17 protein-coding genes are annotated in these 18,278 nt (G+C 67.8%); 5 read left to right on the top strand and 12 right to left on the bottom strand.

Annotation, left to right across the window (positions count from 1 at the left end; translation table 11 throughout):
- The 12 genes from ADE01S_RS07875 to ADE01S_RS07820 form a co-directional block, all read right to left on the bottom strand.
- Positions 1–1,128, bottom strand: a complete 1,128-nt coding sequence (locus ADE01S_RS07875) for an MBOAT family O-acyltransferase (protein ID WP_062681134.1) — start codon at positions 1,126–1,128, stop codon at positions 1–3.
- Between the two features lie 7 nt (positions 1,129–1,135).
- Positions 1,136–1,342, bottom strand: a complete 207-nt coding sequence (locus tag ADE01S_RS31765) for a hypothetical protein (RefSeq protein ID WP_062681133.1) — start codon at positions 1,340–1,342, stop codon at positions 1,136–1,138.
- On the bottom strand, positions 1,339–2,529 hold the full coding sequence (locus ADE01S_RS07865; RefSeq protein WP_062681132.1) for a D-alanyl-lipoteichoic acid biosynthesis protein DltD: 1,191 nt from the start codon (positions 2,527–2,529) through the stop codon (positions 1,339–1,341). Before ADE01S_RS07865 ends, ADE01S_RS31765 begins: the two co-directional genes overlap by 4 nt.
- Positions 2,507–2,746, bottom strand: a complete 240-nt coding sequence (locus tag ADE01S_RS07860; protein ID WP_062681131.1) for an acyl carrier protein — start codon at positions 2,744–2,746, stop codon at positions 2,507–2,509. Before ADE01S_RS07860 ends, ADE01S_RS07865 begins: the two co-directional genes overlap by 23 nt.
- Before the next feature lie 428 nt (positions 2,747–3,174).
- Positions 3,175–3,678, bottom strand: coding sequence for an outer membrane lipoprotein (locus tag ADE01S_RS07855; RefSeq protein ID WP_062681130.1), 504 nt, complete (start codon positions 3,676–3,678; stop codon positions 3,175–3,177).
- Positions 3,679–3,884: 206 nt separating this feature from the next.
- On the bottom strand, positions 3,885–4,826 hold the full coding sequence (locus tag ADE01S_RS07850; RefSeq protein ID WP_062681129.1) for a carbohydrate kinase family protein: 942 nt from the start codon (positions 4,824–4,826) through the stop codon (positions 3,885–3,887).
- Between the two features lie 12 nt (positions 4,827–4,838).
- Entirely contained in the window at positions 4,839–6,095 is a 1,257-nt protein-coding gene (locus tag ADE01S_RS07845; RefSeq protein ID WP_062681128.1) for a DUF3426 domain-containing protein, read from the bottom strand.
- 24 nt (positions 6,096–6,119) lie between these two features.
- Positions 6,120–7,049, bottom strand: a complete 930-nt coding sequence (gene prmA / locus ADE01S_RS07840) for a 50S ribosomal protein L11 methyltransferase (RefSeq protein ID WP_062681281.1) — start codon at positions 7,047–7,049, stop codon at positions 6,120–6,122.
- Between the two features lie 131 nt (positions 7,050–7,180).
- Positions 7,181–8,527 (bottom strand): acetyl-CoA carboxylase biotin carboxylase subunit, encoded by a 1,347-nt coding sequence (accC, locus tag ADE01S_RS07835; RefSeq protein ID WP_062681127.1) that lies wholly within the window; start codon positions 8,525–8,527, stop codon positions 7,181–7,183.
- Positions 8,528–8,536: 9 nt separating this feature from the next.
- Positions 8,537–8,992: an acetyl-CoA carboxylase biotin carboxyl carrier protein gene (accB, locus tag ADE01S_RS07830; protein ID WP_062681126.1), complete on the bottom strand. Its 456-nt coding sequence runs from the start codon at positions 8,990–8,992 to the stop codon at positions 8,537–8,539.
- An 86-nt stretch (positions 8,993–9,078) separates the two neighbouring features.
- The gene (gene aroQ / locus ADE01S_RS07825; protein WP_062681125.1) at positions 9,079–9,513 is read right to left on the bottom strand and encodes a type II 3-dehydroquinate dehydratase; all 435 of its coding nucleotides are present in this window, start codon (positions 9,511–9,513) and stop codon (positions 9,079–9,081) included.
- 89 nt (positions 9,514–9,602) lie between these two features.
- Positions 9,603–10,136: a TlpA family protein disulfide reductase gene (locus ADE01S_RS07820; RefSeq protein ID WP_062681124.1), complete on the bottom strand. Its 534-nt coding sequence runs from the start codon at positions 10,134–10,136 to the stop codon at positions 9,603–9,605.
- A gap of 140 nt (positions 10,137–10,276) precedes the next feature.
- On the opposite strand from ADE01S_RS07820, the gene mpl reads away from it, so the two are divergent.
- The 5 genes from mpl (at position 10,277) to ADE01S_RS07795 (ending at position 18,173) form a co-directional block, all read left to right on the top strand.
- Positions 10,277–11,647 carry a UDP-N-acetylmuramate:L-alanyl-gamma-D-glutamyl-meso-diaminopimelate ligase gene (gene mpl, locus ADE01S_RS07815; RefSeq protein ID WP_062681123.1) on the top strand — a complete coding sequence of 457 codons (1,371 nt, stop codon included), beginning with the start codon at positions 10,277–10,279 and terminating at the stop codon, positions 11,645–11,647.
- Positions 11,648–11,677: 30 nt separating this feature from the next.
- Positions 11,678–12,280, top strand: a complete 603-nt coding sequence (locus ADE01S_RS07810) for a YqiA/YcfP family alpha/beta fold hydrolase (protein WP_062681122.1) — start codon at positions 11,678–11,680, stop codon at positions 12,278–12,280.
- A 73-nt stretch (positions 12,281–12,353) separates the two neighbouring features.
- Complete coding sequence (locus ADE01S_RS07805; RefSeq protein WP_062681121.1) at positions 12,354–14,258, top strand: ribonuclease catalytic domain-containing protein; 1,905 nt, start codon at positions 12,354–12,356, stop codon at positions 14,256–14,258.
- 764 nt (positions 14,259–15,022) lie between these two features.
- Positions 15,023–15,694: a response regulator transcription factor gene (locus ADE01S_RS07800; RefSeq protein ID WP_062681120.1), complete on the top strand. Its 672-nt coding sequence runs from the start codon at positions 15,023–15,025 to the stop codon at positions 15,692–15,694.
- Positions 15,681–18,173, top strand: coding sequence for a sensor histidine kinase (locus ADE01S_RS07795; protein ID WP_062681119.1), 2,493 nt, complete (start codon positions 15,681–15,683; stop codon positions 18,171–18,173). Before ADE01S_RS07800 ends, ADE01S_RS07795 begins: the two co-directional genes overlap by 14 nt.
- Positions 18,174–18,278: the final 105 nt, after the last annotated feature.

Raw genomic sequence — 18,278 nt, 5'->3', positions numbered from 1 at the left:
TCAGATGGGGCTGCGGCCGCTGAACACGTAGAGCGCCAGCGCGGCCAGGATCAGGGTGAGCACGCGCCCGAGAAAGCGCATGGCGGGCCGCGCCATCGCGGCCTGCAGGGCCGGGCGGGTGCGCGCGGCGTTGACCAGCATGTTGTGGCCCACCGAATACGCGCCGAACATCAGGCCGCTGACGATGTAGTGCAGCGACAGGCCGTTCCACACGCCCATGGCCAGCAGGGTCGCGAAGATGCCGATGTTCTGCGCGGCCAGGCGGTGGCGCGAGAAGTATGCGGTCTTGCTCAGCGCCTTGTAGATCGGCATGAAGACCACGTCGCGCAGCCACTCCGACAGGCTGATGTGCCAGCGCCGCCAGAAATCCTGCGGGTTCAGCGTGGCCAGCGGATTGCGGAAATTGATGGGCAGGGTGAAGCCGAACAGCATGCCGATGCCGATCGCCATGGTCGAGTAGCCGGCGAAGTCGAAGAACAGATAGGCGCTGTAGAGCGACGCGTTGAGCGCCACGCCGGTGAACGAATAGTCGTGCGCGTCCAGCGTCGCCAGGCCGTAGCGCCAGATCAGCTCGGCCAGGCCGAACTTCTGGATGACGCCGAGCATGATGAGCTCCAGGCCGCTGAGCCAGGTGTTCAGGTTCACGCCTTCATAGCCGCGCTTCAGGTCCGCCTGGAAATTGCGCCACCGGTACATGGGGCCGGCCAGGAGCGTCAGCGGGAAGAACAGGTAGATGAAGTAATCCAGGGGCGAGACGCGCTCGTTGCGCTGCGCGAACAGCAGCACGTCGACGGCGCGGAAGGTGGCGAACGACAGGCCCAGCATGGCGCCCAGGTGCGACACGCCCGTCTTCACCAGCAGCAACGGCGCCATCGTGATGATCACGCCCAGCCAGGTCGGGATGTAGCCGCGCCGCACGGCCCACAGCGCGCTGCCGGAAATCGCGATCAGCGCGATCGGTTGATAGGGCCGCGTCCAGAACACCGCCATCCAGACGCCCAGGCAGATTACGCCGATGACGTGCCGGTAGCCGATGCGCAGCGGCGTCCCGAAGGAGCGGTACGCCAACAGGCCCAGGCCGCCGAACAGGGCGCCGCCGAAAAAGCTCAAGCTTGCGAACAATTCCATGCTGCGGTCAGAACTGTTGGTATTGGAATTCGACCTTGATCGGTCCGCCGCTGCCCGTCGTGGGCTGCGCTTGCAGCACGAAGACCAGGATCACCCCGATGTACAGGCACAGATGCCAGAAAAAGCGGCGCCCCCAGGCGGCGGCCTTGCGGACCTCCTGCCCTTCGGCCTCGCCGCCGGCCCGCGGCCGGATCCAAGCGAACAATTTGCTCATCGGGAAAAGTACTCCGCAATGCCCTGGTCGGCGAGCGCCCAGCCGAGTTCGGCCAGGTGCATGTCGTCGCGCAGCATGCCCGGCTCGAACGGGATGCTGTAGAGGTCCAGGCAGCCCATCTGATAGCGCGCGCACATGCCGGTGATGGCGGCCACCACCGGATCGAAGCGCTCGACGTCGAGAATGAGCTTGGGATTGAACGGCTGGATGACGAAATAGGCGCGGACCTTGCGCTTTTGCAGCAAGGCCATGACGCGCGACAGGTCGCCCAGTTCGGCGCGGGTGATGGGATCGACGTCGGCGAACTCATTGCGCGCCGGCGAATACAGGGGCGCCAGGTACTGCTTGTAGTAGTCGTCGCGCACGTCGTAGGGGTTGTGGCCGCCCAGATCGCGTTCGGCCTCGCGGGCCTGGTGCGTCAAGCGCGCCCACTGGCCCGGGTCGAGGCGAGCCGCCGACGGCCAGGACACGAAGCGGTGCGCGGGCACGGACAGCTTGCTGCGCGGCCGGTCGGGCGCCGGAGCCTTGCGCGCCTGCCACCACATCGACAGCTTGTCTTTCAGCTCGGCGACCTGGCCGTTGGCGATGAGCCACAGCAGGCCCCAGTTGGCGTTGTCGGTGATCCAGGTCTGCATCTGCTCGCGCGTGCTGGGCTGGTCCCAGAGGCGATCCCAGACCGGGCCGGTCACGTGTTCCGCGAACGCGCTGCGCGGCAGCTGCCCGCCCGAGGCGAACCAGGCGGGCGACACCATGATCACCAGCCGCGTGTTGGGCGTGAGCGAATCCGCCACCGACTCCAGCACGCTGACAATGCCGTAGGACTGGAACATGGCGTGGCCGTAGGCCAGCGTCGGCACCTTCAGTTCTTCCGGGAAGAAGCGGTAGGGAACGAAGCGCAGGTCATGGCTGGACAACTCGGACGAGCCCAGCACGACCAGCGTGCCGTCGCTCAGGGCATTGCCCAGGCGGTTCAGGTTGACGTGCTGCGTGCCCCAGTCCGGCCCCAGGTTGGGCAGGTAATTGCTGTTGCTGGCCGCGGCGCTCGCCGCGGTCGGCTGCATGGGATTCACGATGCGGCTGAGCAGGTCGTCGGCGCCGCAATAGGCCCCGACCGCCAGCGCCACCGCCGTCGCGGCGGCCGCGACGTGGGACAACAGCTGGGAATTACGCAGTATGGGCAGCGACATAGCCGGCAAGCGTGCGGACCGACTGTAGGTGCTCCGCGATCTCGGGAGCCGGGATGCTGCAACCGTACTCCGATTCGACCGCCAGCGTGATGTCCACGGCGGCCAGGGAATCGACCAGGCCGGTAGCGATCAGCTGCGTATCGGGAGTGACTTTCTTCATGACGATCGACTCGACGATCTCGCCGATCTTGGTGTGGAGTTCTTGCTCGGAATGCATAGCTCGTACAGCGTTATGTTGCCTTGTCGGCAAAACATCCCCCGCCCCGGGATTAAGAGCGATGAGAATACTGAGAAAATGCTGAAACCGAACTGAAATTCCAGCCGACCAGAACGACGTCGCGATGCACTTGGTTACACGATATTCGCGGCGCGACGCCGATCGCAGGCGCAATCATGTCACTTCGCTCGTCGAATCGCCATGAAACTTTTGGAGGAAATGGCGAGAAAAGGCTGGAAAACGTAACGCCTGAGGGTAAGTCCCTGGGTGCCGCGTTGCGACGGAGCGACATATTTTCGGGGCCGCTTCCCCGCCTGGTTCCGGCCCCGGTTCGCGCAAGCGGAACAGGCAAGAAAATGCCCGCTTGCGCGGGCATCTTCAGGACTGGCCGGCCCGGGAAGACTTGCCTTCCCGGGAGCCTGCCGCGATCACATGGGCGTGACGCGGGTCGGGCCGGAGCCGCTGATCACCTGGACGCGCTGGCCCACGCTGATGGGCACATCCGCTTCCTGCGCGACGACGCGGGTTTCACCGTTGTCGAGACGCACGGTGATTTCATAGCCGGAATTCTTGCCGACCTGGTTCTCGACGGCATTGCCTGCCAGGGCGCCCAGGATGACGCCGCCGACCGTGGCGATGGTGCGGCCGGTGCCGCCGCCGATGGCGTTGCCGGCCACGCCGCCGAGCGCGCCGCCGGCCACCATGCCGACGCCGCTGGATTTGTCGTTCTGGATCACGATGGGACGCACGCCCGTGACCGTGCCCGTGCGGACGATCTGCTCGCGCTGGGCCTGGTCATAGCTGTACACGCCGCTGGAAGCGCTGCGGTTGGCGCAGCCGCCCAGCACCGCCATCGACGTGACGACGGCGGCGATGGCCAGCCAGCGGCCGGCGCGCGGCGTCACCAGGGAAATAGATTTGCTTTGGTTCATTAGGACTCCTCGATCGGCAATGCCGACGACTTCTTGATCATACTCTGCCCGGCGGGGGTGGCTGGCGGAGCAGCAACATCCTGAAACGCAAGGCCAAAAGCTGCAAAGAGCGCTGCCGCGGCCGCCGCGGGGCCGGCCGCGGCGCGTCGGCCTGGCGGCGATTCGACCAGGCCGGCGGCCCGAGGTTCCCCGCGAACCGGAGACGGTCAGGCGGGGAGATGGATGCCGTAACTGGCGTGCAGGATCGCGTCGATCTCGGCGCGCGACGGCGCGTGGTTCTGCGGGCCGCGCGAAGCGATCTTGATGGCGCCCATGACGTTGCCCAGGCGGCAGCTGTCTTCCCAGTTCCAGCCGCTGGTCAGGCCGTAGAGCAGGCCGCCGCGCTGCGCATCGCCGCAACCGGTCGGGTCCACCACTTGCGCGGCGCGCACCGGCTCGATCTGGATGGTCTGGCCGCCGGTCAGCAGCGTGGCGCCTTCGCCGCCGCGCGTCACCACCACGGCTTGCAGCGTGCGGGCGATGTCGGCCACGCTGCGGCCCGTGCGCTGCTCGACCACGCCCGCTTCGTAGTCGTTCACCGTCAGCGCCTGCGCCAGCTTGAGCATGCGCTCCAGGTCGGCGCCGTCGAACAGCGGCATGGCCTGGCCCAGGTCGAAGATGAAGGGGATGCCGCGCCGGTGCAGGCGTTCGGCGTGGGCGAACATGCCCTCCTTCGCGTCGGGCGCGACGATGGCCCAGGCCGCGTCGGCGTCGCTGAGATCGTTGTCGGCGGCGAACGACATGGCGCCCGGGTGGAAGGCCGTGATCTGGTTGTCGTCCAGGTCGGTCGTGATGAAGCACTGCGCGGTGAAGGTGTCCGGGATGACCTTCACGCGGCTGACGTCGATGCCCAGGCCCTCCAGGCGAGCCAGGTATTCGCCGGCGTCTTCGCCCACGGTAGCCACCGGCACCGGCTTGCCGCCCAGCAGGTTCATGTTGTAGGCGATGTTGCCCGAGCAGCCGCCGTATTCCTTGCGCATGCTGGGCACCAGGAACGACACGCTCAGGGATTGGATGCGGTCGGCAAGGATGTGTTCCTTGAAACGTCCGTCGAACACCGCGATGGTGTCGAACGCCATCGAACCGCAGACCAGAACGGGGGTCGCCATGTTTGTCATCCTTTAAGGAAAGAATTTATCGATTTGGTAGCCATTGACCTGGACGCCGGTCACTTCAATGGGCACCGAGATCTTCAGCTCCCCGGCGGGCGCGAAGGGGCCGCGCAACTGTTCGGGGGTGAGGTAGTTTTCGGGCATCAGCACGCGGCGCACGACCACCGTGTCCGACAGGTCGGTCAGGTCCAGCACCAGCGCGGGCCAGTGCTGCGGCTTGTCGTAGCGGTTGCGCAGCACCAGGTTCAACACCAGCCGGCTGCGACCGTCGTCGATCGCAGCGGCGCCGGTCGGCGGCTGCAGCGACGAAGAGGAAATCGCGATGCGCTCCAGGCGGCGCGCGTAGCCCACGGCGCAATCCAGGGGCCGGCACGCGGCTTCCAGCACCGGACGCAGGGCCGGCACGGAATTGGCGATGTCGCTGCGGTACACATACAGCAATTGCAGGCCCAGCGCGATCAGGCCCGCCAGGCAGGCGCCGGCCCAGAGCCGGTTGATCAGGCCGCGGCGCTCCGCGCGGTCCTGGTCCAGGAACTCGGGCGGCGCGCGGCCCACGTCGGTCGCGCTGGAATAGCGCGTGCGCGTGTCGCCCAGCACCGGCTCCTGCGGATCCTCGCGGTCGGGCGCGTATTCGTCATCGTATTCGTCGTCGCGCGCGTCATCGCGCACATCGACGTGCCGGTAATCGCCGGCCGGGGCGATCGACGGCTCGGCGGGCGCGTCGGCACGGCGGCGAGCGTCGCCGGCGGATCCGGCATCCGCGAACACCGGATCGGCGCGACGGGTGGCCGATGGCGGCAGGACGGGTTCGGCCCAGCGCGGCGGCTCGACCGCCGCGGCGTCGTCCTCCAGGCCGTCTTCCTCGTCCTCGTAGCCGGGCGCGGCAGCCTCGGGCTCGGCGCGCCGGCGGATATCGTCGCGCCCGCGCAGCACGGCCGGCGGGTAACCGGACGGCGCGGCGGCGGCGGGCGCCTCGGGCTCGTCCTCCCAGGGAGGAACGGATGCCGCGGGCGTCGCCAGGACCGGGGCGGGATTGGCGCCCGACCAGGACGCGGCCGGCGGGATGGGCGCGCTCGGCGCCACCGGCGCGGGAGGCGCAACCGGCGCGCGCGCGGTGGGTTGGCCGCTTTCGGGCACCAGGCAGGCGCGGCCGTCGAACACGGTCGAGCAGGCGCCGCAGCGCACGAGGCCATTGCGGACCCGGAGCTGGTCAGGCACGACCTTGAAGGAGGTGCCGCACTGCGGGCAGCGGGTGGTCAGGGCCATGGCGCGATCGTGCAGCGTAGACGCTCAGGCCTTCTGGCCGTGCAGGCAGACCCAGCCGTCGCGCGCGCGCCAGACCGACATGGCGATCCAGGGCGCATAGGCGGCGGCCACTTCCTCGGCCTGGCGCTCCAGCACGCCCGACAGCACCAGATGGCCGCCCTCGGCGACGCGGCCGGCCAGCATGGGCGCCAGCACCTTCAGCGGATTGGACAGGATGTTGGCCACCACCACGCCGAACGTGCCTTCCGGCAGCGCGTCGGGCAGCATGGCCTGGAGCTCGACCTGGTTCACCTGGGCATTGAAGGCCGTGCTCTGGACGGCCTGGGCATCGATATCGACGGCCAGGGTCGGCCCGGCGCCCAGCTTGCGCGCGGCGATGGCGAGAATGCCGGAGCCGCAACCGTAGTCCAGCAGCGTGGCGCCTTGCGGCAGCTCGGCTTCGAGCCAGGCCAGGCAGAGGTGGGTCGTGGGATGGCTGCCCGTGCCGAACGCCAGGCCGGGATCGAGTTCGATGTGGATCGCGCCGTCCTGCACGGGCGCGTCGGGCTCGAAACCGGGCACGTCGGGATTGTCGCGGTGCCAGCTGGGCACGATCCACAGCCGCTCGGCGATGTGGATGGGGCCGAATTGCGATTGCGTCAGGCGCACCCAGTCGGCGTCGGGCACGTCGCGCAGGCTCCAGCCCGCGAACAGCGCCGGATCCAGTCCGCCGGCCTCGGCGGCCTCCGCCATGATCTGCGCCGGGTCGGCTCCATCGGGCAGCAGGGCGACGACGCGGTTGCGGTCCCAGGCCTGCACGTCGGGCTCGGTGCCCGGTTCGCCAAACAAGGGGCGCTCGTCATCGGTGCCCAGGTCGGCGTCTTCGACGGACACCGACAGCACGCCCGCTTCGAGCAGCGCGTCCGACAGGGCCTCGGCCTGAGCCTCCAGGCAATGGAGCACGAGTTCACGCATGATTGATTCTTCCATCTGGCCGACGGGCCGCGGCGCATGCCGCGGCCCGTCGGCCGTATCGCTTTAGAAAAAGCCCCGAGAGGGCTTCTTCCCAGGAGCAAAAAGGGGCCGTCAGGCCCCAGGGTCGTTGGTCAGGGACGCTGCGCCAACTTGTTTTCCAGATAGTGGATGCTGGTGCCGCCTTCGACGAAACGGGAATCCTGCAGCAATTCCCGGTGCAGCGGGATGTTGGTGGAAATGCCTTCCACCACCATTTCCGACAGCGCGATGCGCATGCGGGCCAGCGCCTGGTCGCGCGTATCGCCGTAGGTAATGACCTTGGCGATCATCGAATCGTAGTTCGGCGGCACGAAATAACCGTTGAACGCGTGCGAATCGATGCGCACGCCCGGGCCGCCCGGCGTATGCCAGTTGGTGATGCGGCCGGGGCTGGGCACGAAGCGGAACGGATCTTCCGCGTTGATGCGGCACTCGATCGCATGGCCCTTGAAGCCGACGTCGCGTTGGCGCAGGGTGAACTTTTCGCCGGCGGCAATCAGGATCTGCTGCTGCACCAGGTCGATGCCGGTGATCAGTTCGGTGACCGGGTGTTCGACCTGGATGCGGGTGTTCATTTCGATGAAATAGAACTCGCCGTTTTCATACAGGAATTCGAACGTGCCGGCGCCGCGGTAGCCCATCTTGCGGCAGGCGTCGGCGCAGCGGTCGCCGATGCGCTCGATCAGGCGGCGCGCGATGCCCGGAGCCGGCGCTTCTTCGATGACTTTCTGGTGGCGGCGCTGCATGGAGCAGTCGCGCTCGCCCAGCCAGACGGCGTTGCGGCCGCCATCGGCCAGCACCTGGATTTCGATATGGCGCGGGTTCTCAAGGAACTTCTCCATATAGACTTCCGGGTTGTTGAACGCGGCGCCCGCTTCCGAACGCGTCATGGTGACGGCGTTCAGCAGCGCGGCCTCGGTGTAGACCACGCGCATACCGCGGCCACCGCCGCCGCCCGCGGCCTTGATGATGACCGGATAGCCGACTTCGCGCGCAACGCGGATGATTTCCTGCGGATCGTCGGGCAAAGCGCCTTCCGAACCCGGCACCACCGGCACGCCGGCTTCGATCATGGCGTGCTTGGCGCTGACCTTGTCGCCCATCAGGCGGATGGTGTCGGGACGCGGGCCGATGAACACGAAACCGCTCTTTTCGACGCGGTCGGCGAAATCGGCGTTCTCGGACAGGAAGCCGTAACCCGGGTGGATAGCCTCGGAATCGGTGACTTCGGCGGCCGAGATGATGGCCGGCATGTTCAGGTAGCTTTCACGCGACGGCGCGGGCCCGATGCACACGGATTCATCGGCCAGGCGCACGTACTTGGCTTCGCGGTCGGCCTCGGAGTGCACGACCACGGTCTTGATGCCCAGCTCGCGGCAAGCGCGCTGAATGCGCAGGGCGATTTCGCCCCGATTGGCGATCAGGATTTTTTCGAACATTTTCAGCTATCAGCCAATGACGAACAGGGGTTGACCGTACTCGACGGGCTCACCGTTTTCGACCAGGATTTCTTTGATGACGCCGGACTTGTCGGCTTCGATTTCATTGAGCAGCTTCATGGCTTCAATGATGCAGAGCGGATCGCCTTCCTTGACGGTCGCGCCGACGTCGACGAAGGGCGCGGCGCCCGGATTCGGCGAACGGTAGAAGGTGCCCACCATGGGGGCCTTCACGACGTGGCCCTGGATGACCGGCGCGGCTTCGGCGGCGGGAGCGGCCGGGGCGGCGGCCGGGGCCACGGGCGCGACGGGCACGCCGGCTTCGGGATGGTGGTAGGCCACCGGCTGCAAGGTTTGCGAGAACTTGACGATCCTCACTTTGCCTTCGCCTTCGGTGATTTCCAGCTCGGCGATACCCGATTCAGCCACCAGGTCGATCAGGGTTTTGAGTTTTCGGAGGTCCATAGAAGCTGCTTCCCGAGATAGTGTCGGCGACGTCCCAGCGTCGGGTCCGCGCCGTAAAGATGTAGATGCTGTGAGTTGGTGCGAGATCAGTGCCGCACTGCGTAACGGAGAGCCGCCTCGTAGCCGTCCGCGCCGAGGCCGCTGATGAGGCCTACCGCCAGGTCGGACAGGTAAGAGTGATGCCTGAAGGGCTCTCGCTTATACAGATTGGACAAATGTACTTCAATAAATGGGATCGCGACCCCGGCCAGCGCATCGCGAACCGCGACGCTGGTGTGCGTATATGCCGCCGCGTTGATGATGATGAAGTCTGTGCCGTCTTGCCGGGCCGCCTGAATGCGGTCAACCAGCGCGCCTTCGTGATTGCCTTGCCACGCTGTCAGCGTGGCGCCCAGTTCGCCTGCGAGCAGCTCCAGCCCCTCGTTGATCTGCTGCAGCGTGAGGCTGCCGTAGATATGAGGTTCCCGGGTGCCGAGCAGGTTTAGGTTCGGGCCATGCAATACCAGTATGTTTTGCGCCATGCGCTTGCCAATGAGTGGTTTGCCAATTGTTGGCAAAACAGCCGATAAACCAGCTTTTTACGCCAATTCCTACTATTTGTCCAACAGACTTACGCCTTTAAACCAGATAAAGTGCGGTCCAGGTCATCGGGTTGGATTTCACCCAATATCTTCCGGTTAATGCCGCCATCTGCGTTGAAAACAATAGTAAAAGGCAAGCCTCCACTGGGATTTCCCAGCTTGCGCAACGTATCGATCGCGCCGGCGCCGATAACCCAAAGCGGGTAGGAAACCTGCACTTTCTCGACGAATTTTTGCATATTCGCCGCCGAATCGACGCCGATGCCGACAAACCGCACCTGCGGGTACTTTTTCTGCAAAGCGTCGAGCTCGGGCATTTCGCGGACGCAGGGCGCGCACCACGTTGCCCAGAAATTGACCACGATAGGCTGGCCTTTCCAGCCGGAAAGCGTATGGGAAGCCCCGCCCAAGTCCGGAAGCTGCAACTGCATCAAGGCGGCGACGGGATCGCCGGCATCGGCCGGCGCGGCAGGCGCCGGAGCCTTGCGGCCCATCAGCGTATAACCGCCCGCGACGGTGGCGGCTATGGCCACCCCGGCGGAAAGGAGTAGACGTCGATTCATGGCGCGATCATAACCGCAGGCGCCGCGTTTTGTCGTTGGCCGGCGTCAAGGCGAACGCCCAGGGACGGCCGCCCCCGGCGCGCCCGGGGCGGCAAGTCCGGCCGCCGCTATATATACAATGCAGGACAGGAGAGTTTTCAATGCACCTGCACATTCTAGGCATCTGCGGTACGTTCATGGGCGGCCTGGCGCTGATCGCGCGCGCGGCCGGCCACAAGGTCACTGGTTGCGACGCGGGCGTGTATCCGCCCATGAGCACGCAACTGGCCGAACAGGGAATCGAACTGATCGAAGGCTTCGGCGCCGAGCAACTGGCGCTCAAGCCCGATCTCTACGTGATCGGCAACGTGGTCAGCCGCGGCAATCCGCTGATGGAAGCCATCCTGGAATCGGGCGCGCGCTACGTGTCCGGCCCCCAATGGCTGGGCGACAACATTCTGCCCGGCGCGCACGTGCTGGCGGTGGCAGGCACGCACGGCAAGACCACCACCAGCTCGATGCTGGCCTGGGTGCTCGAAGCCGCGGGCCTGGCGCCCAACTTCCTGATCGGCGGCGTGGCGCAGGACCTGCGGGTGTCCGCCCGCTACGATCCCGCCCGGCGCCCTTTCGTGATCGAGGCGGACGAATACGACACGGCATTCTTCGACAAGCGGTCCAAGTTCGTCCATTACCGCCCCCGCACGGCCATCCTGAACAATCTTGAATACGATCACGCCGACATCTTCCCCGATCTGGCGGCGATCGAAACCCAATTCCATCACCTGGTGCGCACGATCCCCGGCTCGGGACGCATCGTGCGGCCGGCGCATTGCGCCGCGCTGGACCGCGTGATTGCGCGCGGTTGCTGGTCGGAAACCGTCACGTTCGGCGCCGATGGCGCCTGGCAGGCGAGCCCGCCCGACGCGGACGGCGCATTCGGCGTGCTGCGCGAGGGCGCGGAAATCGGCACCGTGCGCTGGACCTTGAGCGGCGAACACAACCGGATGAACGCGCTGGCCGCGCTGGCCGCCGCCGAGCACGCGGGCGTGCCGGCGGAGCAAGGCATCGAGGCCCTGAGCCGCTTCGCGGGCGTGAAGCGCCGCATGGAGCTGCGCGGCACGGTCGGCGGCGTCAAGGTCTACGACGATTTCGCGCACCACCCCACCGCAATCGCCACCACGCTGGAAGGGCTGCGCCGCCAAGTGGGCCCGGCCCGCATCCTGGCCGTGCTGGAACCGCGTTCGAACACCATGAAGCTGGGCACGATGGCGGCCCGCCTGCCCGAGGCCCTGGCCGACGCCGACCTGGTGTTCTGCTTCGGCGCCCATTCCGGCAAGCACGCCCTGGGCTGGAACCCCGCGGAAGTGCTCGCCCCCCTGGGAGACCGCGCGTCGAGCTACGATGACCTCGACGCGCTCGTGGCCGCGGTGGCGGGCGCCGCCCGCCCGGGCGACCAGGTGCTGGTCATGAGCAACGGCGGCTTCGGCGGCGTGCACGGCAAGCTGCTCGACGCCCTGCGGGCCCGCGCCTGATCTACCGCACACCCCTGGCAAAGGCGAGACATGATCCTCTACCTGCACGGTTTCCGTTCCTCGCCGACCTCGTTCAAGGCCCGGATGATGGCCGACGCCATGGCCGCGCGCGGCCTGTCCGCGGCCTGGGCCTGCCCGCAGTTGCCCGCCAGCCCGCGGGAAGCCATCGACCTGGCGATGGGCATTGCCCGGCGCCAGCTCGACGGCGCCGCCTCCCCTCGGGCGCTGACGGTGATCGGCTCGTCCCTGGGCGGGTTCTACGCCACCTGGCTGGCCGAGCAGCTCGGCTGCAAGGCGGTGCTGCTCAACCCCGCCGTGGAGGCCGCGCGCGACCTCGCCACCCAGGTCGGCGAGCACCGCATGTATCATTCCGACGCGCCGTTCGCCTTCCTGCCCGGATACGTGGACGAACTGGCCGCGATCCACGTGCCCCGCATCACCCAGCCCGACCGGTACTTCCTGGTGGCGGCGACCGGCGACGAGGTGCTGGATTGGCGGGAAATGCGCGACCGGTACGCGGATTGCCGCCAGCGCATCGTGCAAGGCAGCGACCACGGCCTGTCCGACTTCGCGGACTGGATGCCCGAGGTGCTTGAATTCGCCCTTGGCGACAAGCAGGTTCGCCCCCAATAATCAGTTTCAGACCTCAACACTCTATATAGCTGCGCAAGGCGGCGCGTGCGCGCCGCCCAGGACGATCCCCACCATGTATGTGTTTTACGAAGACGACGGCAGCTTCAAGGCCGGCCATATCCTGTCGGAGACCGACGCCAGCCTGCAGGTGGAGTCGGAGTCCGGCAAGCGCAGCAAGATCAAGCGCGCGAACACGCTGTTCAACTTCGCCGCGCCCGAGCCGGCCGCGCTGATGAGCCAGGCCGCCGAGGCGGCCGAGGCCCTGGACCTGCAGTTCCTGTGGGAATGCGCGCCGCAGGAGGAATTCGACGCGCCCGCCCTGGCCGCCGACTACTTCGGCCATGCCCCCACGCCGGTGGAACACGCCGCCCTGCTGATGCGCCTGCACGGCGCGCCCGCCTACTTCCACCGTCGCGGCAAGGGCCGTTACCGCCCGGCGCCGCCCGACATCCTGGCCGCCGCTCTGGCCGCGCTTGAGAAAAAGCAGCGCCAGGCCGAGCAGCAGCAGGAATGGGTGGACGAAATGGCCGCCGGACGCCTGCCCGAGCCGATCGCCCAGGCCGCGGAATCCCTGCTGATCCGCCCCGACAAGAATTCGCAGCAATGGAAGGCGCTGGACGCCGCCTGCGCCAAGCTGGGCAAGAGCCCCGACCGCCTGCTGCTGGAACTGGGCGCGTGGCCGCACGCGCTGGCGCTGCACAAGCGCCGTTTCCTGGCGACCAACTTCCCGCGCGGCCTGGCCTTCCCCGACCTGGAACTGCCCCCCATCGACCGCGAGCTGCCGCTCTCGGACGCCGAAATCTATTCGGTCGACGACGTCACCACCACCGAAATCGACGACGCGCTGTCCGTCACCTCCCTGCCGGACGGCCGGGTGCGCGTCGGCGTGCACGTGGCCGCCCCCGGCCTGACCGTGACGCGCGACAGCGAGTTCGACAAGCTGGCCCGCGCGCGCCTGTCCACCGTCTACATGCCGGGCGACAAGATCCCGATGCAGCCGGACAACGTCATCCAGGCCTTCTCGCTGGACGCCGGCCGCGAAGTGCCGGTGCTGTCGCTGTACGTCGTGGCCGATCCGGAAACCGGCGAAGTCATCGAATCGGAAACCCGCCTGGAACGCATCGTGGTGCGCGAGAACCTGCGCCACAACATGCTCGATGCCCAGGTCACCGAAGCCAGCCTGTCGGATCCGTCCGCCGAGCTGCCCTACGGCCACTGGCTGCGCCCGCTGTGGAAGCTGGCGCAGGCCCTGTCGGCCCAGCGCGAGAACGTGCGCGGCAAGCCCGAGAACAATTCGCGCGTCGAATACAGCTTCTACCTGGACGGCGACCCCGACGATCCCGACACCCCGGTGCGCCTGGTCCCGCGCCAGCGCAACGCGCCGCTGGACCGCATGGTGGCCGAATACATGATCCTGGCGAACAACCTGTGGGGCGGCCTGCTGCACCAGCACGGCGTGCCGGGCATCTACCGTTCGCAGCAGGCCGGCCGCGTGCGCATGAGCACGCAGGCGCTGCCGCACGAAGCCATCGGCGTGCCGCAATACGCCTGGAGCACCTCGCCCCTGCGGCGCTACGTGGACCTGGTCAACCAGTGGCAGCTGATCGCCGCGGTCGAGCACGGCGTGTCCGCGCGCCTGGTGGCCCCCTTCAAGCCGCGCGATGCCGACCTGTTCGCCATCATCGGCGCCTTCGACGCGCAATACGCCGCCTGGGCGGAATTCCAGAGCGCGATGGAACGCTACTGGTGCCTGCGCTGGCTGAAACAGCACAACGTGACCCGCACGGTCGCGCACGTCCTGCGCGAGGATCTCGTCCGTTTCGCCAATGCGCCCCTGGTCACGCGAATCGGCGGAATGCCGGAGCTGGAGCGGGGGACGGCGGTGGAACTGGATATCCTGGGCATGGACGAGTTGTCCCTGGAACTGGATTGCCGGTACGTGGGGGAGATTAGTCCTGCTGTGGGCGGGGAAGCTTAGTTTTTTATAGGGCGAGCGGTGTTTTCGTAGGTCGCCCGGGCGGCCGAGAACGGCATACGCGGTGGTGGGCGTCGGGTCGGTGTGCGCTTTCGCGTATGCGAAGGGTGGTGTGCTGAAGGCCGCCCAGCGTTTGGGGGGGGGAGCGGTGATGGGTGGCGCGCGTTGAGCAGCCGCTTGCGCATGCGCACCCTGGCGCGCGCCACCCATCCAGCGGCGGGGTTCAAGTGACGAGACGGACCGTCATCTCACACAGGTATCAGGCATCGCAGGTATCAGGCACCAGCACCCCGTCCACAATCGCGCAGCGCCCCCATCACGACGCAAAACACCGCGTAAGCCTCGGGCCAGCCGCCCGCGCGGCCGGCCCGAGGCGGGCCCCGCAAGATCCTTCACCACCCCACCACCCGGGACAAGAACCCTAAGCACCTGATCCTCCCCGGCGACCGCCAGGTTTCAACCACCAGAGCCCGTCGCGTCGGGGGCCTGGGGTGCGCGGGGCGTCGATAAGCCCGAGGGAATCCGAAGGCAGTCGCCGCAGGCGACAACGAGGATGACGAGGGGGCAGTCCGGAGCGAAGGCTCCGGGCCGCAATCGTGGCCCCGCGCACCCCAGGCCCCCGACGCGGCGGGCGTCTCAAGAACTCAAACGTCGAAAGCACTCAAACAACAGCCCCTCAAAACACCCCCAAATCCACACGAGCCACATCCCTCCCCTCGGGAACCCCTTAAACTCCCCCCAAAACCACAACGACATGGAGGAGCGACATGCGCATTCTGCTGGTCGAGGACAATCTCGACCTCGGCGATGCCGTGGAAAGCAAGCTGCGCTCGGCCGGGCACAGCGTGCAATGGGTGCGCGACGGCGTGGCGGCGCTGCGGTGGGGGCTGGACGAGACCTGGGACGCGCTCGTCCTGGACATCAACCTGCCAGGCAAGGATGGCTTCACCGTCATCCGCGAATTGCGCGCCGCCGGGCTGGAGGCGCCCGTGCTGGTCATGACCGCGCGCTCCGAGATCGAGGACAAGATCGACATGCTCGACCTGGGCGCGGACGATTATCTGGTCAAGCCCTTCGACCTGCGCGAACTCGAAGCCCGGCTTCGCGCCCTGATGCGCCGTCCGACCGGCCAGACCACCAGCGTCACCGCCTACGGCAACCTCAGCCTCGACCTGGCGAACCGCCACGTGAGCCTGGCGGGCACGCCGCTGGAGTTGGGGCGGCGCGAATTCCGCCTGCTGGAGATCCTGGTGGGCAGGCTGGGCCAGACCGTCGCCAAGGAACGCCTGATGAACCAGCTCTTCGACCTGGACGACGGATCGCTCAACGCGCTGGAGCTGCTGATCTCGCGGCTGCGCAAGAAGCTGGCGGGCGCCTCCATCGATATCGTCACGGTGCGCGGCGTCGGCTACCAGGCCCGCAACCATGAGCATCCCTGAAAGCTTCTCCATCCGCCGCCGCGTCTTCACGCTGGGCGTGCTGCTGCTGGCCTGCGCGCTGATCGGGCTGGTGTTCTTCCTGCGCGGCTACGCCCAGCGCGCGGCGGAGCAGGCGTTCGACCGGCTGCTGGCCGCTTCCGCGCTGACCATCGCGGGCTCGGTGCAGATCGAGGACAACAACGTGACCGTGGAGCCGCCGGTGTCGTCGCTGGCCATGCTGTCGGGCGGCGAGCGCGTGTTCTACGAAGCGCGCGCGTCCAACGGCCGGCTCATCACCGGCTACGACGACCTGGCGCCGGGCCTGCCGCTGGCCCAATCGGCCACGCCGGTATTCGCCTACCTGCGCTATCACGACGAGCCCGTGCGCGTGGCCACCGTCGGGCGCCTGGTGTCCGCCAGCCAGCACGCGGGATGGGTCACCGTGCGGGTGGCCGAGACGCTGGGCTCGCGCGCGGCGCTGGCCGACGAGATCCTGGGCCGCAGCGTGCTGCCGCTGGTCGTCGTATCGCTGGTCGCCCTGGGCCTGCTGTGGTTCGGCGTGCAACGCGCCTTCGCGCCTCTGGGCGCGGTCGAACGCGAATTGCGCAGCCGCGCGCCGGACGACCTGGCGCCGCTCGCGACGCCCGTGCCCCGCGAGGTAAAGCGGCTGGCCGAAGCCCTGAACGCTTTCATGCAACGCCTGTCCGGCATCATGGACACCTTGAATACCCTGGTCGCCGACGCGGCGCACCAGGTCCGCACCCCGCTGGCCTCGCTGCGCGCGCAGGCCGAGGTGGCCCTGGACGAAACCGATCCGCAACGGCTGCATGCGCGGCTGGAACGCATCCACCAGAACGCCACCCACGCCAGCCAGCTGATCAATCAACTCCTGATGGACGCCACCATCACGCACCGCCTCGGCAAAGGCGCCCGCACCCTGGTGGGCGTGGCGGAGACCATCAACGAAACGCGGCGCCGCATCGGTCCGCTGGAAGCGCAACGGCTGCGCATCGAGATCGCGCCCGGCGTGCGCCGGGCCCGGATCGCCGGCGATCGCGTCGCCCTGCGCGAAATGCTGCGCAACCTGGTGGACAACGCCCTGCGCTACGCGCCGGAAGGCCCGGTGGACATCCAGGCAACGCCGGTGGCGGGGTTCCGCGTGGCCCTCACCGTGTCGGACCGCGGCCCCGGCGTGGCCGACGACGAGAAGGACGCCGTGCAGCAGCGCTTCGTGCGCGGACGGGCCGGCGACGCGCAGCCCGGCTCCGGCCTGGGGCTGGCCATCGTGCGCTCGGTGGCCGTGGCGCACGGCGGTTCGCTGTGGCTGCAGGACCGTCCCGGCGGCGGCCTGACGGCGCGCATCATCCTGCCGCTGGCGCGCTCGGCGCCGTGGCGCGCGGCCGCCGCCGGCCTGGGCGCGCTGTGCATCGCCGGACTGCTGCTGGCGGCGGCGCCCGCCCCGGTGCGCGCCGCCGACTTCGCCGAGATCGTCACGCGTTATCCGGCGCCCCAGCCCTCCTCGCGGATCCTGACCATCGCCGGCCCCACCGACACGCCGGTGGTCGCGCCGCTGATCCAGGGGTTCCAGTCGCAGCGGCCGGACGTCTCCGTGGTGTATCGCGAGATGGGCAGCCGCGAGCTCTACGAGGCCGCGATCGAAGGGCGCCTGAAAGACGTGGACGTGCTGATGAGCTCGGCGTCCGATCTGCAGATCCGGCTGGCCAACGACGGCTACGCGCTCAGCTATGCCTCGCCCTATGCCGCCAAGTTGCCCTCCTGGGCGATCTGGCGCCACGAGGTCTACGGATTCACCTTCGAGCCCGCCGTCATCGTCTACAACCCCAAGCGCTTTACCGAAGCCACCGTGCCGCGCTCCCGCCAGGACCTGCTGCGCCTGCTGGAGCGGGACCCGGCCCGGCTGCACGGCCGCGTCGGCACCTACGACATCTCCGCCAGCAGCGTGGGCTACCTGCTGGCCGAGCAGGACGAGCTGGTTTCGTCGAACTTCTGGGGGCTGGCCAACGCGATGGGCCAGGTGGGCGTGCGGCTGTCGGCCACCAGCGCCGAGATCCTGGACGCCATCGAGAACGACGACATCGACATCGGCTACAACATCCTCGGCTCCTACGCCCTGTCGCGCCAGGCCGCGGGCAGCCCGATAGGCGTGGTGTTCCCGCAGGACTACGTGCTGGTGCTGGCGCGCTCGGTGCTGATCGCGCGCACCGCGCCCAACCCCGACCTGGGACGCGCGCTGGTGGACTGGCTGCTGTCGCCCGCCGGCCAGCAGGTGGCGTCCAGCCATGCGGCGCTCGGCTCCATCATGGAAGACACGCCCGGGCGCTGGACCTCGGAGGCGGTCCTGGCGCGCTCGCAGGGCATCGTGCAGCCGGTGGTGCTGAGCCCCGCGCTGCTGGTCGGCCTGGACCAGCGCCGGCATTCGCGCTTCGTGCAGAACTGGATCCGGCTGGTCACGGACACGCCCGCCAGGGATTACCCCTAGACCCGTCCTGTCGCCATGACAGGACGACGACAGACGCCGGCTCCTAAGATGGCCGCAGGCTGGACCGAGATCCGGCTTCTGACTATCTCATCGGAGACAACATCC

Origin of the sequence: Achromobacter denitrificans NBRC 15125 (genome assembly GCF_001571365.1) — a bacterium.
Lineage (GTDB): Bacteria > Pseudomonadota > Gammaproteobacteria > Burkholderiales > Burkholderiaceae_B > Achromobacter > Achromobacter denitrificans.
Note: the sequence above shows the minus strand (reverse complement) of the source record. Positions and strands in the feature narration are given on the sequence as shown.

What these genes read in the sequence shown, in the direction of transcription:
- ADE01S_RS07855 (WP_062681130.1), bottom strand. Translation starts at nt 3,678, where the DNA reads ATGAACCAAAGCAAATCTATTTCCCTGGTGACGCCGCGCGCCGGCCGC.
- ADE01S_RS07795 (WP_062681119.1), top strand. Translation starts at nt 15,681, where the DNA reads ATGAGCATCCCTGAAAGCTTCTCCATCCGCCGCCGCGTCTTCACGCTG.
- ADE01S_RS07805 (WP_062681121.1), top strand. Translation starts at nt 12,354, where the DNA reads ATGTATGTGTTTTACGAAGACGACGGCAGCTTCAAGGCCGGCCATATC.
- ADE01S_RS07820 (WP_062681124.1), bottom strand. Translation starts at nt 10,136, where the DNA reads ATGAATCGACGTCTACTCCTTTCCGCCGGGGTGGCCATAGCCGCCACC.
- ADE01S_RS31765 (WP_062681133.1), bottom strand. Translation starts at nt 1,342, where the DNA reads ATGAGCAAATTGTTCGCTTGGATCCGGCCGCGGGCCGGCGGCGAGGCC.
- prmA (WP_062681281.1), bottom strand. Translation starts at nt 7,049, where the DNA reads ATGCGTGAACTCGTGCTCCATTGCCTGGAGGCTCAGGCCGAGGCCCTG.
- ADE01S_RS07875 (WP_062681134.1), bottom strand. Translation starts at nt 1,128, where the DNA reads ATGGAATTGTTCGCAAGCTTGAGCTTTTTCGGCGGCGCCCTGTTCGGC.
- ADE01S_RS07865 (WP_062681132.1), bottom strand. Translation starts at nt 2,529, where the DNA reads ATGTCGCTGCCCATACTGCGTAATTCCCAGCTGTTGTCCCACGTCGCG.
- accB (WP_062681126.1), bottom strand. Translation starts at nt 8,992, where the DNA reads ATGGACCTCCGAAAACTCAAAACCCTGATCGACCTGGTGGCTGAATCG.
- mpl (WP_062681123.1), top strand. Translation starts at nt 10,277, where the DNA reads ATGCACCTGCACATTCTAGGCATCTGCGGTACGTTCATGGGCGGCCTG.
- ADE01S_RS07845 (WP_062681128.1), bottom strand. Translation starts at nt 6,095, where the DNA reads ATGGCCCTGACCACCCGCTGCCCGCAGTGCGGCACCTCCTTCAAGGTC.
- accC (WP_062681127.1), bottom strand. Translation starts at nt 8,527, where the DNA reads ATGTTCGAAAAAATCCTGATCGCCAATCGGGGCGAAATCGCCCTGCGC.
- ADE01S_RS07810 (WP_062681122.1), top strand. Translation starts at nt 11,678, where the DNA reads ATGATCCTCTACCTGCACGGTTTCCGTTCCTCGCCGACCTCGTTCAAG.
- ADE01S_RS07800 (WP_062681120.1), top strand. Translation starts at nt 15,023, where the DNA reads ATGCGCATTCTGCTGGTCGAGGACAATCTCGACCTCGGCGATGCCGTG.
- aroQ (WP_062681125.1), bottom strand. Translation starts at nt 9,513, where the DNA reads ATGGCGCAAAACATACTGGTATTGCATGGCCCGAACCTAAACCTGCTC.
- ADE01S_RS07850 (WP_062681129.1), bottom strand. Translation starts at nt 4,826, where the DNA reads ATGGCGACCCCCGTTCTGGTCTGCGGTTCGATGGCGTTCGACACCATC.
- ADE01S_RS07860 (WP_062681131.1), bottom strand. Translation starts at nt 2,746, where the DNA reads ATGCATTCCGAGCAAGAACTCCACACCAAGATCGGCGAGATCGTCGAG.